This is a genomic window from Streptomyces sp. NPDC041135 (assembly GCF_055592085.1).
On the sequence record NZ_JBVIYZ010000010.1, the window covers coordinates 26,081 to 39,004 of the forward strand.

The window sequence follows — 12,924 nt, forward strand, 5'->3', positions numbered from 1 at the left end:
AGCCTGCGGGGGCCATGACCTCGAACGACGTTCCCGCCCCGGCCGCCGGGCCCGCAGCCGGACGCCGGCGCGCCCTGGGGCGCGGCCCCGGGACGGCACCCGCGCGGCCGGTGCCGCCGGAGGCACCCGAGGCGGTACCCGCGGACGTCTCTCCGGCCTCCCCGCCGGAGCCCGCCGCCGAACCCGAGGCCTCCCCGCCGCCCGCCGAGCCCGGGCTTCCCCAGCCCGCCACGGCCGGACCTGAGGTTCCCGAGCCCGAGCCTGCCGGCCCGGAGTTCGCCGAGCCGGCAGGCATGCGCGCGTCCCGGGCCGGGGCCGCCGCGGGGGAGGCCGGGGCCGGCGACGGTGTGTTCACCGTCCGCCTCGCCAACTTCGAGGGGCCCTTCGACCTGCTCCTCCAGCTGATCTCCAAGCACCGGCTGGACGTCACCGAGGTCGCCCTGTCCAAGGTCACCGACGAGTTCATGGCCCACATCCGGGCGATGGGCCCGGACTGGGACCTGGACCAGACGACCGAGTTCCTGGTCGTCGCCGCCACCCTGCTGGACCTGAAGGCAGCCCGGCTGCTGCCCGCCGCAGAGGTGGAGGACGAGGCCGACCTGGCCCTGCTGGAGGCCCGCGACCTGCTGTTCGCCAGGCTGCTGCAGTACCGCGCGTACAAGCAGATCGCCGACATCCTCCAGTACCGCCTGGAGCGGGAGGGCCGCCGGTGGCCCCGGACCGTCGGCCTGGAACCGCACCACGCCGAGCTGCTGCCCGAGGTCGTCATCAGCATCGGCCCCGAGGGTTTCGCCAGGCTCGCCGTCAAGGCCATGCAGCCGCGGCCCCGGCCCCAGGTGTACGTCGACCACATCCACGCCCCGCTGGTCAGCGTGCAGGAGCAGGCGGGGATCGTGGTGGCCCTGCTGCGCGAACTCGGCGAGGCGGACTTCCGCACGCTCGTGGCCGACACCGACGACACCCTCACGGTCGTCGCGCGGTTCCTGGCGCTGCTGGAGCTGTACCGCGAGAAGGCCGTCGCCCTGGACCAGGAGACCGCCCTCGGCGAGCTGATCGTGCGCTGGACCGGCGGCGACCGGGCGGGGATGCCGGCCGTCGGGGACGAGTTCGACCGGCCGCCCGAGGCACCCGAGGCACCCGAGGCGTCCGAGGAGGAGAGGCAGCCATGAGCGAGCAACCGGCGAGGACGCCCGCGGAAGGACGGGCGGACCCGCGCGGCGTGGCCGGTCTCGACCTCGGGCCCGCCCTGGAGGCGGTCCTCATGGTCGTGGACGAGCCCGCGACCGAGGAACACCTGGCCAGGATCCTCCAGCGGCCGCGGCGGCAGATCGCGGACGCGCTGCGCGCCCTGGCCGACGAGTACACCGTCCAGGGCCGCGGCTTCGAGCTGCGGCTGATCGCCGGCGGCTGGCGCTTCTACACCCGCCCCGCGTACGCGGCCGCCGTCGAGGCCTTCGTCCTGGACGGCCAGCAGGCCCGCCTCACCCAGGCGGCACTGGAGACCCTGGCGGTCGTCGCGTACCGCCAGCCGGTCAGCCGCAGCCGCGTCTCGGCCGTGCGCGGAGTCAACTGCGACGGCGTGATGCGCACCCTCCTGCAACGGGGTCTGGTCGAGGAGGCGGGCGCGGAACCCGAAACAGGTGCGATCCTGTACAGGACGACGAACTACTTCCTGGAGCGGATGGGCCTGCGCGGCCTGGACGAGCTGCCGGAGCTGGCGCCCTTCCTCCCGGAGGCGGAGGCGATCGAGGCCGAGACGCTGGAAGGAGTCCCGTCGTTCGATCCGGACGCCCCGGATTCCGAGGACGCAGACGACAAGACGGAACTTTGATGCGAAGCAGCAGCGGCAGGAACAGCAGCGGAAACAACGGCGGGAGCCGTGGTGGCAACAGCGGCGGCCGCGGCGGGAGCGGCGGTGGTCGCGGCAGCCACCGCGGTGCCGGTGACAACCGCGACGACAAGCAGGGCGGCCGCCCCAAGAAGCCGCGCCCGGAGGAGCGCCGCTACGACGTGGGCCCCGGCGCCACGAAGGACGGCCCGAAGGCGGGACGCGGCGGCGCCGCGCGCGGCGGTGCCAAGGGCGGCCCCCGGCAGCCCCAGGGCGCGGGCGGCCGCGGACGCACTGCCCCCGCACGCTCCCGCGAGTTCGAGACGCGGGTGGAGGAGCGCAACCGCGACCGGTACGCGGACAAGAAGGACGTGAAGCTGCCCAAGACCTTCCCGGGCGCCGAGCAGGAGGGCGAGCGGCTCCAGAAGGTCCTGGCGCGCGCGGGCTTCGGCTCCCGGCGTGCCTGCGAGGAGCTGATCGAGCAGGCCCGGGTCGAGGTCAACGGCGAGATCGTGCTGGAGCAGGGCAAGCGGGTCGACCCGGAGACGGACGAGGTCAAGGTCGACGGGCTGACCGTGGCCACGCAGTCGTACCAGTTCTTCTCGCTGAACAAGCCCGCCGGTGTCGTCTCCACGATGGAGGACCCGGAGGGCCGGCAGTGCCTGGGGGACTACGTCACCAACCGGGAGACCCGCCTCTTCCACGTCGGCCGGCTCGACACCGAGACCGAGGGCGTCATCCTGCTGACCAACCACGGCGAGCTGGCCCACCGGCTGACCCACCCCAAGTACGGCGTGAAGAAGACCTACCTCGCGCACATCGTCGGCCCCATCCCGCGCGACCTGGGCAAGCGGCTCAAGGACGGCATCCAGCTCGAGGACGGCTACGCCCGCGCCGACCACTTCCGGGTCGTCGAGCAGACCGGCAAGAACTACCTGGTCGAGGTCACCCTGCACGAGGGCCGCAAGCACATCGTGCGGCGCATGCTCGCCGAGGCCGGCTTCCCGGTCGACAAGCTGGTGCGCACCGCCTTCGGCCCGATCACCCTGGGCGACCAGAAGTCGGGCTGGCTGCGGCGGCTGTCCAACACCGAGGTCGGCATGCTGATGAACGAGGTCGACCTGTAGGAGCCCGCGTGTCCGGGTGAGCCGGACAGGGGCTTGTGAACCCGCACACCCCCTTTTATAGTCGCTGTGACTATAAAAGGGGGTGTGCGTGCGTGCGGGACTACGACAAGTACGCCTACGAGCCCTTCGCCGTCACCGTCGACCTCGCCGTCCTCACCGTCCGCGCGGGTACCCTGCACGTGCTGCTGGTCGAGCGCGGGCAGGAGCCGTACGCCGGCCGGCCGGCGCTGCCCGGCGGCTTCCTGCTGCCCGACGAGTCGGCGGAGACGGCGGCCCGGCGCGAACTCGCCGAGGAGACCGGCCTCGCCGACGTGGCCGGGCTGCACCTGGAGCAGCTGCGCACCTACAGCGAACCCGGCCGCGACCCCCGGATGCGGGTGGTGTCGGTGGCGTTCACCGCGCTCCTGCCCGCCGCCCCCGAGCCGCACCCCGGCGGTGACGCGGCCGCCGCCCGCTGGCTGCCGTACGGCGCTGCCGGGCCGCTCGCGTTCGACCACGACCGGATCCTCGCCGACGCCCGCGACCGGATCGGCGGCCGGCTGGAGCACAGCTGCGTGGCGACCGCCTTCTGCCCGCCCGAGTTCACCCTCGGCGAGCTGCGGCAGGTCTACGAGGCCGTCTGGGGCACCGCCCTGGACCGGCCCAACTTCCGCCGCAAGGTGCTCGCCACCCCCGGCTTCGTCGAACCCGTGCCCGGCGCCGCCCGGCTGACCGGCGGCCGGGGCAAACCCGCCGCCCTCTACCGCGCGGGCACCGCCACCGACCTGCATCCGCCACTGCTGCGGCCCGACCGGGAGGAAAGCCCCGCATGACCACCACCGGCACGCGCCGACGCGCCGCCACCGGAGCCCTGACCGGCCTCGCCCTCGGGGACGCCCTCGGCTTCCCGACCGAGTTCAAGGACGTACCCTCGATCCTCGCCACGTTCGGGCCCTGGCGGGAGATGGAGCTGCCCGGGCGCGCCCTCGTCTCCGACGACACCCAGATGACCCTGGCCGTCGGCCGGGCGCTGCGGACCGCCGGGGACCGCGGTGTGCTCGGGCCCCGGCGGCTGGAGCGGCCGCTGCGCGAGGAGTTCGTGGACTGGTACCAGTCCCCGCAGAACGACCGGGCCCCGGGCACCACCTGCCTGAAGGCCTGCTACCTGCTGAAGGCGGAAGGACGCCCCTGGCAGGACGCCAGCCAGACCGGCTCCAAGGGCTGCGGCGCCAACATGCGCGTCGCCCCCGTCGGCCTGGTCCCGGGCCTGAGCGGGGAACAGCGCGCCGGCGCCGCCCAGTTGCAGGCCGCGCTGACCCACGGCCATCCCACCGCCCTGGCCGCCTCCGACCTCACCGCCCAGGCCGTGCACCTGCTCGCCCAGGGCGCCGCGCCCGCCGCCCTGCCCGGCCTGCTGCGCTCCTACGCCCACGACAACCGCACCCGCTACCACCACGGCTGGCTCGGCGACCTGTGGACCCGCACCCAGGACCCCGGCCCCGAGCACTGCATCGCCCGCGGCTGGGACGAGTGCCTGGAGGTCCTCGACCGCCTCGAGGACGCGGTGCGCACGCACTCCCGGGAGGACGACCCCTGCCTGGCCACCGGTGAGGGCTGGATCGCCGAGGAGGCCCTGGCGACCGGCCTGCTCTGCTTCCTGCTCTTCCCCGAGGAGCCCGTCACCGCGCTGCGCCGGGCCGCCTGCACCTCCGGCGACTCCGACTCCATCGCCTGCCTCACCGGCGCCTTCGCGGGCGCCTGGCTCGGCCCGGACGCCTGGCCCGCCGAGTGGGCCGACCGGATCGAGTACCGCGACGAGCTGCTCGCACTGGGCGCACTCTGGGACGATTAGCCGATGATCGATGATCTCGGCATGCACCTGGCCCCCGTCGTCGCCGAGCAGCCCCACCCGCTGCTGTTCGCGACGGTCTCCGGCGCGCACCTCTACGGCTTCCCCTCCCAGGACTCCGACCTGGACCTGCGCGGCGTCCACCTGCTGCCCGCCGCCGACCTGGTCGGGCTGCGCGAACCGGAGGAGACCCGGTCGCGGACCTGGGTGCGGATGGGGGTGGAGCTGGACCTCGTCACGCACGACCTGCGCAAGTTCGCCCGGCTGATGCTGCGCCGCAACGGCTATGTGCTGGAGCAGCTGCTGTCCCCCCTGGTGGCGCACACCACCGACGCCCACCGCGAACTGGCCGCCCTGGTACCGGGCGTGCTGACCGCCCACCACGCGCACCACTACCGGGGGTTCGCGGTGACCCAGTGGCGGCTGTTCGACAGGACCGGCGAACTCAAGCCGCTGCTCTACACGTTCCGGGTGCTGCTGACCGGCATCCACCTGATGCGCAGCGGCGAGGTGCAGGCCCATCTGCCCACCCTGCTGAACCTGGTGGACGCGCCCGCCTACCTGCCCGGGCTGATCGCGGCGAAGGCGGAGAAGGAGCACGGGGCGGCCGACGTCGACCTCGCGCGGGTGGCGGCCGACGTGGAGCGGCTGCACACCCTGCTCGACGAGGCCCAGGCGGCGTCGCGGCTGCCCGACGCGCCCACCGCGTACGACGCCCTGCACGACGTCGTGGTGCGGCTCCGGCTGGCGGGACCCCAGGACGCCTGAGGGCGACGTGCAGGCCGGCCCGCAGGGGCTCCCGGGCTCCCGGGCTCCTGGCGGCGCCGGGCCGCCGGGACCTCCTAGGCCTCTTGCGTCTCGGGGCGGGACCGGGGCGCGGCGGCGGCCGAGGCGCGCCGGGCGCGGTACAGGAAGTCCGCCACGCGCGCCCGGTCCGGCTCCGGCGGCAGCGCGGTGCCGCGCAGCGCCTCGTCGGTCTCGTCCGCCAGCCGGGCCGTGCGGGCCTCCACCTCCGCCCAGCTCACCTCGCCCCGCTTCACCGCCAGCAGCTCCTCCCGGCGGTCGCCGACGTCGATCCGCAGCTCGCCGGTGCGCAGCAGGTCCCGGGCGCTCACCAGCAGGCGCAGCAGGTGCATCGCGTGTTTCCAGCGCGGGGCGCCGTGCACCCGGACGTCGGCGCCGAGCTTCCGGTACTGGCCGAGGGCGTAGCCGGTGAAGGTGTCGTACATGTGCCGGGACAGGAAGGCGCCGCGCAGGGACAGCAGTTCGCGGCCGGTGTCGTCGGCGTACTCGACCAGGGGCGAGTGCAGGCACTCCAGGATGTTGGGGTTGCCGCGCAGCGCCAGCTCGCAGAACCGCTCCAGCTCCCAGCCGAACTGCTCCGGGGCCGGGCCCTCCACGTGCGCCGGGGGCTTGGCGAAACCCCAGAACAGGGCGGTGGGGGCCTGGAACACGCCCCGCAGGTCGGTGTCGCTGTCCGCCGTGGCGAGCCCGAACGCCCTGGAGCCCATGACGCAGGAGTAGATCGTGTGGTCGCGTATCAGGTCCTCGGGCTGCATGCCGGGAGCGTACGCGGGCCGGTCAGCCCAGGCGGACCGAATGTCCCTCGACCGTGATCCGCCGCCGGGGCAGGGGCTCGGTCGCCGGGCCGTGGGCCACCGAGCCGTCGGCGATGTGGAACCTGCTGCCGTGGCAGGGGCAGTCGATGGTGCCGTCCGCGACCTCGCCGACCGTGCAGCCCTGATGGGTGCAGACCGCGGAGAAGGCCTCGAACCGGCCCTTCTGCGGCTGGGTGACGACGATCCTCTGCTCCCGGAAGACCTTGCCGCCCCCCTCGGGGATGTCACCGGTGTCCGCCAGTGCCTGCCCGCCGGCGCCCGCCGAGGCCGACGCGCTGTCCGACGGGCTGCGCGAGGCGCTGTCCGACGCGTCGCCGGGCGGAACGGCGAGGGCGGAGCTGTCGCCGCTGGACGCGGTGCCGCTGCCGCATCCCGCGCATCCCACGGCGAGTGCGGCCGCGCCCGTCGCGAGCACCGTGCGCCGAGTGGTGCGGTCGGTCATGTCGTCACTCCGAACCAAGAGAGAAGCAGAGAAAGCAGGGAGAAAGCAGAGGAAAGCTGCGAAACATCCAAAACAGGAGCGAAACGGAACTGCCCTCATCCTGGCACCCGGCGGCCGCCGCGTCTCAGCGGGCGGGCGTGGCGCGCCCGCCCGTCAGGGGCTGACTAGGCTGGACGGACCAAAGCCGATGAGCCGATACGCAAGGAGCAGCGCCGTGGCGGTACGAGCGGTCCGGGGAGCCGTCCAGCTGGAGCGGGACGAGGCCGGGCACATGGACGAGCAGGTGGGCGCCCTGCTCACGGCCGTCCTGGAGCGGAACGAGCTGACCGCCGACGACCTGATCAGCATCTGGTTCACCGCCACCCCCGACCTGCACAGCGACTTCCCGGCGGCCGCCGCCCGCAAGCTCGGCATCGTCGACGTCCCGCTGATCTGCGCCCAGGAGCTGGACATCCAAGGCGCCATGCCCCGGGTCGTACGCGTCCTCGCGCACATCGAGTCCGACCGGCCGCGCGCCGAGATCGCCCACGTCTACCTCGGTGCCGCGGCCGCCCTGCGCAAGGACATCGCCCAGTGAGGACCGCGCTCGTCATCGGCACCGGTCTGATCGGCACCTCCGCCGCCCTCGCGCTGACCCGGCGCGGCGTCGTCGTGCACCTCACCGACCACGACCCCGAGCAGGCCCGCACGGCCGCCGCGCTGGGCGCCGGCACCGACGAGGCCCCGGCGGGCCCGGTCGACCTGGCCCTGGTCGCCGCCCCGCCCGCCCATGTGGCGGGCGTGCTCGCCGACGCCATGGCCCGCGGCGCGGCGCGCGGCTACCTCGACGTGGCCAGCGTCAAGGGCGGACCGCGCCGCGAACTCCAGGCACGCGGCCTCGACCTGTCGTCGTACATCGGCACGCACCCCATGTCCGGCCGGGAGAAGTCCGGCCCGCTGGCCGCCACCGCCGACCTGTTCGAGGGCCGCCCCTGGGTGCTCACCCCCACCCGGGACACCGACACCGAGGTGCTCAACCTCGCCCTGGAACTGGTCTCGCACTGCCGGGCCGTGCCGGTCGTCATGGACGCCGACGCCCACGACCGCGCCGTCGCCCTCGTGTCCCACATGCCGCACCTGGTCTCCAGCATGGTCGCCGCCCGCCTGGAGCACGCCGAGGAGGCGGCCGTACGGCTGTGCGGGCAGGGCATCCGGGACGTGACCCGGATCGCCGCCTCCGACCCCCGGATGTGGATCGACATCCTCTCCGCCAACCCCGGCCCGGTCGCCGACCTCCTCGCGGACGTCTCCGCCGACCTCGACGAGACCGTGCGGGCCCTGCGGGCGCTGCAGTCCTCCGACGAGGAGAAGCGGCGCGAGGGCAGCGCGGGCATCGAGAGCATGCTGCGCCGCGGCAACGCCGGGCAGGTCCGGGTACCGGGCAAGCACGGGTCCGCGCCGCGGATCTACGAGACGGTGGCCGTGCTCATCGACGACCAGCCCGGCCAGCTGGCCCGGATCTTCGCCGACGCCGGGCGGGCCGGGGTCAACGTCGAGGACGTGCGGATCGAGCACGCGACCGGGCAGCAGGCCGGTCTGGTGCAGCTGATGGTGGAGCCCAAGGCGGCACCGGGCCTCACGGAGGCGCTGCGCGAGCGGGGCTGGGCCATCCGCCAGTGACGCGGCGGCGGCCGCCCCGGGCGGCCGCCCGTCACCGGGCCGCCGGGGAGCCAGTAACCTTGTGCGGGGCGCTCTCGCTCCCCCGCACCCCACCACACCGCACCAGGAAGGTGTCCCCCCGTGGAAAACGGCGTCGCCAAGCCCGTGATTGTCGCCATCGACGGCCCCTCGGGCACCGGCAAGTCGAGCACCTCGAAGGCCGTGGCCGCGCAGCTCGGTCTCAGCTACCTGGACACCGGCGCCCAGTACCGGGCGATCACCTGGTGGATGGTGAACAACGGCATAGACCTGGACGACCCGACGGCGATCGCGGCCGTGGCCGGCAAGCCGGAGATCGTCTCGGGCACCGACCCGGCGGCCCCGGCCATCACGGTCGACGGCACCGACGTGGCCGGCCCCATCCGCACCCAGGAGGTCACCTCCCGGGTCAGCGCGGTCAGCGCGGTGCCCGAGGTGCGCACCCGCATCACCGAGCTTCAGCGTTCGCTGGCCGCCTCGGCCGCGCGGGGCATCGTCGTCGAGGGCCGGGACATCGGCACGACCGTGCTGCCGGACGCCGACCTGAAGATCTTCCTGACCGCCTCCGCCGAGGCCCGCGCCGCCCGCCGCAGCGGCGAGCTGAACGGCGCCGACGTCGCCGCCACCCGCGAGGCACTGATCAAGCGGGACGCGGCCGACTCCAGCCGCGCGACCTCGCCGCTCGCCAAGGCGGACGACGCGGTCGAGGTCGACACCACCGAGCTGACCCTCGCGCAGGTCATCGAGTGCGTCGTCACGCTCGTCGAGGAGAAGCGGGCGGGGAAGTGAGACGTCCCTCCGGGGAGGCGGGGCTTCCCTCCGCACAGGGCGCCGAGGTGGGGCGGCGCATCGGCGTCGGCCTGATGTACGGGCTGTGGCGGCCGCGGGTGCTCGGCGCCTGGAAGGTGCCGGCCACCGGCCCGGTGATCTTCGCCGTCAACCACGCCCACAACATCGACGGCCCGATGGTCATGGGCGTGGCGCCCCGGCCGACGCACTTCCTGATCAAGAAGGAGGCGTTCACCGGCCCGCTCGGCCCCTTCCTGACCGGCATCGGCCAGCTGAAGGTGGACCGCGCCTCCGCCGACCGCACCGCGATCGGCCGGGCCCTGGGCGTGCTGGAGGCCGGGGGCGTGCTGGGCATCTTCCCCGAGGGCACCCGCGGCGAGGGCGACTTCGCCTCCCTGCGCGCCGGCCTCGCCTACTTCGCCGTCCGCAGCGGGGCGCCGGTGGTGCCCGTCGCCGTCCTGGGAAGCTCCGAGCGGCCCGGCCGGTTGATAAAGGGGCTGCCCCCGCTGCGCTCCCGCGTCGACGTCGTCTTCGGCGACCCCTTCGACGCGGGCGACGGCAGCGGGCGGCGTACGCGCCGGGCGCTGGACGAGGCGACCGAGCGCATCCGCAAGCAGCTCATCAGCCACCTGGAAAACGCCAGGCGCCTGACCGGGCGCTAGGCGACACTTGAGTAGTGGATCAGCCCGCCTGGGCCCGTCCACCGATCACCACGATGAACGACGAGGTACGCACTTCATGACCGACGACATCCAGCCCGGCGGCTCGGCCGAGCACGAGTACGAGCACGGGGCGCTCGGCGACGCCGAGTACGCGGAGTTCATGGAGCTGGCCGCGGTAGAGGGCTTCGACGCCGAGGACGTCGAGGGCGCCATCGAGGCGGCGGGCCACGGCCCGCTGCCCGTGCTCGCCGTCGTCGGCCGCCCCAATGTCGGCAAGTCGACCCTGGTGAACCGGATCATCGGCCGTCGTGAGGCGGTCGTCGAGGACAAGCCCGGCGTCACCCGCGACCGCGTCACCTACGAGGCCGAGTGGGCGGGCCGCCGCTTCAAGGTCGTCGACACCGGCGGCTGGGAGCAGGACGTCCTCGGCATCGACGCCTCCGTGGCCGCCCAGGCCGAGTACGCCATCGAGGCGGCCGACGCGGTCGTCTTCGTGGTCGACGCCAAGGTCGGCGCCACCGACACCGACGAGGCCGTCGTACGGCTGCTGCGCAAGGCCGGCAAGCCCGTCGTGCTGTGCGCCAACAAGGTCGACGGCCCGAGCGGCGAGGCCGACGCCTCGTACCTGTGGAGCCTCGGCCTCGGCGAGCCGCACCCCGTCTCCGCGCTGCACGGCCGCGGCACCGGCGACATGCTGGACGCCGTGCTGGAGGCGCTGCCCGAGGCGCCCGCGCAGACCTTCGGCACCGCTGTCGGCGGCCCGCGGCGCATCGCGCTGATCGGCCGCCCGAACGTCGGCAAGTCCTCGCTGCTGAACAAGGTGGCCGGTGAGGAGCGCGTCGTCGTCAACGAGCTGGCGGGCACCACCCGTGACCCGGTCGACGAGCTGATCGAGCTGGGCGGCATCACCTGGAAGTTCGTCGACACCGCCGGCATCCGCAAGCGGGTCCACCTCCAGCAGGGCGCCGACTACTACGCCTCCCTGCGCACCGCCGCCGCGGTGGAGAAGGCCGAGGTCGCCGTCATCCTGATCGACGGGTCCGAGAACATCTCCGTCCAGGACCAGCGCATCGTCACGATGGCCGTCGAGGCGGGCCGTGCGATCGTCCTCGCCATCAACAAGTGGGACACCCTCGACGAGGAGCGCCGCTACTACCTGGAGCGGGAGATCGAGACCGAGCTGGGCCAGGTTGCCTGGGCGCCCCGGGTCAACGTCTCGGCGCGCACCGGCCGGCACATGGAGAAGCTGGTCCCGGCGATCGAGACGGCGCTGGCGGGCTGGGAGACCCGGGTGCCGACCGGCCGGCTCAACGCGTTCCTCGGTGAGCTGGTCGCGGCCCACCCGCACCCCGTGCGGGGCGGCAAGCAGCCGCGCATCCTGTTCGGCACGCAGGCCGGCACCAAGCCCCCGCGGTTCGTGCTCTTCGCCTCCGGCTTCATCGAGGCGGGCTACCGGCGCTTCATCGAGCGCCGGCTGCGCGAGGAGTTCGGCTTCGAGGGGACGCCGATCCACATCTCGGTGCGGGTGCGCGAGAAGCGCGGCGCCAAGCGGAAGTAGTCACCACGCCGGTACCCGCCGGCCCACACGCCGAAGGGCGGCCCGCCAACCCGGGCCGCCCTTCGGCGTGTTCGTCACTGACCCCGGCGAGGGGCCGGTGGCAGGGCGGCCGGGACGTGGCGCATGCCGGTGTCCTGCTGCCGCCCGAGCGTGCCGACCCGCTGCCACTGCGACTGCTGCTGCCCGGTACCGTGCCGGGCGGTGTGCGCGCCGGCGCTGTAGGCGCTGTACGAGGTGCCGTACGACGACGTGCCGTGCGATCCGCTGCCGCCGTAGCCCCCGCCGTGCGTGCCGGTGCTGTACGGGGCGGTGCCGAAGGCGGTGAACCCCAGCTCCTCCTCCCCGCTGCGGTCGCCCGGCAGCGTACGGAAGGACCTCACCCACTCCGCGTACAGCGCGTCGTAGATCGGCGTGGCCGACGGGCCGCCCGGCGTGTCGTGCCCGGACCGGGCGGACGGGATGGTGGAGAAGGACGGCCGGCGGGGAGGAAGATCGTATGCGTGCACGTATGTCCAAACGACCGGGTCCGTAAAGGGATGCGGGTCCGGCCGGCCGCCGGGGCGTGCGACGGCCCGCCGGGCGCCCGCCCCGCCCACCGCCCCCTCAGGTGCCGGCGAGCGGCAGCGCCGCGGCGACCAGCTTGCCGTTGACCGCCGCCTTGTCCAGCGCGTCCCGCAGCAGGTCCTCCCGGGGCTGCCGGCCGATGGACCCCACCGGCGCCGCGAACATCAGCACCTGCTGGTGCTTGTTGGCGGCGGCCCGCCAGCCGTCGGTGACCTGGAGCGGCTGGTGCGCCTGCCACCAGGCGACCGGCTGCCCGCCGTTGCCGCTCGGCTGCAGCACCGCGTGCAGCTGGCCCGCCGCCAGCAGCACCGACCAGCCGTGCAGCACCGGCGGCACCGCGGACAGCTGGGTCAGCGGCAGGAAGCCCTGCTCGACCAGCAGCGGGAGGAAGTCGTCACCGACGCCGGTGGAACCGGGACGCACGATCGGCGCGGTCGGCTCCACGACGAGCGCCGGGTGCAGCTCCCCGGCGAGCAGCACGAGCCCGCTGGTCACCCCGAGGACGGCCTGCTCGGGCGCGGCCTGGTCGGGCCGCCCGCCGGAGGCGTGGGCATCGCCGTTGATCGAGCGCACCGCGCCCTGGAGCTGCTCCTCGGTGACCTGGACGACCTGCGAGGGCAGGCAGCCGGCGTGGGCGAAGGCGAGGACGGCGGTCTCGTCCCCGATGAACAGGACGGTGCTGGTGCGCTCCTGCTCGGAGTCGCCCGGGGTGCGGCAGGAGGTGCAGTCGTAACTGCCCGGGGCGTTCTCTCCGGCGAGCAGCCGGTCGGCTTCTTCGTCGCCGATCTCGGCGCGTACGGCGTCGCTGACGTCGAGCATGCGCGGCACGG

The 12,924-nt window shown here is 74.1% G+C and carries 15 protein-coding genes; 11 read left to right on the forward strand and 4 right to left on the reverse strand.

The window, feature by feature from the left end:
* Window positions 1–14: 14 nt before the first annotated feature.
* The 6 genes from ACZ6CZ_RS22825 (at window position 15) to ACZ6CZ_RS22850 (ending at window position 5,551) form a co-directional block, all read left to right on the forward strand.
* Entirely contained in the window at window positions 15–1,169 is a 1,155-nt protein-coding gene (locus ACZ6CZ_RS22825; RefSeq protein WP_469024087.1) for a segregation and condensation protein A, read from the forward strand.
* Window positions 1,166–1,831 (forward strand): SMC-Scp complex subunit ScpB, encoded by a 666-nt coding sequence (scpB, locus tag ACZ6CZ_RS22830; protein ID WP_469024089.1) that lies wholly within the window; start codon window positions 1,166–1,168, stop codon window positions 1,829–1,831. Before ACZ6CZ_RS22825 ends, scpB begins: the two co-directional genes overlap by 4 nt.
* Window positions 1,831–2,955 (forward strand): pseudouridine synthase, encoded by a 1,125-nt coding sequence (locus ACZ6CZ_RS22835; protein WP_469024091.1) that lies wholly within the window; start codon window positions 1,831–1,833, stop codon window positions 2,953–2,955. The genes scpB and ACZ6CZ_RS22835 overlap by 1 nt, the downstream gene beginning before the upstream one ends.
* A 92-nt stretch (window positions 2,956–3,047) precedes the next feature.
* Window positions 3,048–3,767: an NUDIX hydrolase gene (locus ACZ6CZ_RS22840; RefSeq protein ID WP_469024094.1), complete on the forward strand. Its 720-nt coding sequence runs from the start codon at window positions 3,048–3,050 to the stop codon at window positions 3,765–3,767.
* Window positions 3,764–4,786, forward strand: a complete 1,023-nt coding sequence (locus ACZ6CZ_RS22845; RefSeq protein WP_469024096.1) for an ADP-ribosylglycohydrolase family protein — start codon at window positions 3,764–3,766, stop codon at window positions 4,784–4,786. The genes ACZ6CZ_RS22840 and ACZ6CZ_RS22845 overlap by 4 nt, the downstream gene beginning before the upstream one ends.
* 3 nt (window positions 4,787–4,789) lie before the next feature.
* Window positions 4,790–5,551: a nucleotidyltransferase domain-containing protein gene (locus ACZ6CZ_RS22850; protein ID WP_469024099.1), complete on the forward strand. Its 762-nt coding sequence runs from the start codon at window positions 4,790–4,792 to the stop codon at window positions 5,549–5,551.
* Between the two features lie 74 nt (window positions 5,552–5,625).
* Here the strand turns inward: ACZ6CZ_RS22850 and ACZ6CZ_RS22855 are convergent, their stop codons facing one another.
* Complete coding sequence (locus ACZ6CZ_RS22855) at window positions 5,626–6,342, reverse strand: nucleotidyltransferase domain-containing protein (RefSeq protein ID WP_469024101.1); 717 nt, start codon at window positions 6,340–6,342, stop codon at window positions 5,626–5,628.
* A gap of 22 nt (window positions 6,343–6,364) precedes the next feature.
* Window positions 6,365–6,844: a Rieske (2Fe-2S) protein gene (locus tag ACZ6CZ_RS22860; protein WP_469024104.1), complete on the reverse strand. Its 480-nt coding sequence runs from the start codon at window positions 6,842–6,844 to the stop codon at window positions 6,365–6,367.
* A gap of 214 nt (window positions 6,845–7,058) precedes the next feature.
* Between ACZ6CZ_RS22860 and aroH the strand changes: the two genes are divergently transcribed.
* From aroH to der, 5 genes are all read left to right on the forward strand, one after another.
* Window positions 7,059–7,421, forward strand: coding sequence for a chorismate mutase (aroH, locus tag ACZ6CZ_RS22865; protein WP_469024107.1), 363 nt, complete (start codon window positions 7,059–7,061; stop codon window positions 7,419–7,421).
* Window positions 7,418–8,503 carry a prephenate dehydrogenase gene (locus ACZ6CZ_RS22870; RefSeq protein ID WP_469024110.1) on the forward strand — a complete coding sequence of 362 codons (1,086 nt, stop codon included), beginning with the start codon at window positions 7,418–7,420 and terminating at the stop codon, window positions 8,501–8,503. The genes aroH and ACZ6CZ_RS22870 overlap by 4 nt, the downstream gene beginning before the upstream one ends.
* A 120-nt stretch (window positions 8,504–8,623) precedes the next feature.
* Complete coding sequence (cmk, locus tag ACZ6CZ_RS22875) at window positions 8,624–9,310, forward strand: (d)CMP kinase (protein WP_469024113.1); 687 nt, start codon at window positions 8,624–8,626, stop codon at window positions 9,308–9,310.
* Window positions 9,268–9,972 (forward strand): lysophospholipid acyltransferase family protein, encoded by a 705-nt coding sequence (locus ACZ6CZ_RS22880; RefSeq protein WP_469024116.1) that lies wholly within the window; start codon window positions 9,268–9,270, stop codon window positions 9,970–9,972. Before cmk ends, ACZ6CZ_RS22880 begins: the two co-directional genes overlap by 43 nt.
* Window positions 9,973–10,048: 76 nt before the next feature.
* Window positions 10,049–11,530 (forward strand): ribosome biogenesis GTPase Der, encoded by a 1,482-nt coding sequence (der, locus tag ACZ6CZ_RS22885; protein ID WP_469024119.1) that lies wholly within the window; start codon window positions 10,049–10,051, stop codon window positions 11,528–11,530.
* 74 nt (window positions 11,531–11,604) lie between these two features.
* Here the strand turns inward: der and ACZ6CZ_RS22890 are convergent, their stop codons facing one another.
* Both ACZ6CZ_RS22890 and ACZ6CZ_RS22895 read right to left on the reverse strand, forming a co-directional pair.
* Window positions 11,605–12,036, reverse strand: coding sequence for a hypothetical protein (locus tag ACZ6CZ_RS22890; RefSeq protein WP_469024122.1), 432 nt, complete (start codon window positions 12,034–12,036; stop codon window positions 11,605–11,607).
* A 97-nt stretch (window positions 12,037–12,133) separates the two neighbouring features.
* The gene (locus ACZ6CZ_RS22895) at window positions 12,134–12,922 is read right to left on the reverse strand and encodes a hypothetical protein (protein ID WP_469024125.1); all 789 of its coding nucleotides are present in this window, start codon (window positions 12,920–12,922) and stop codon (window positions 12,134–12,136) included.
* Window positions 12,923–12,924: the final 2 nt, after the last annotated feature.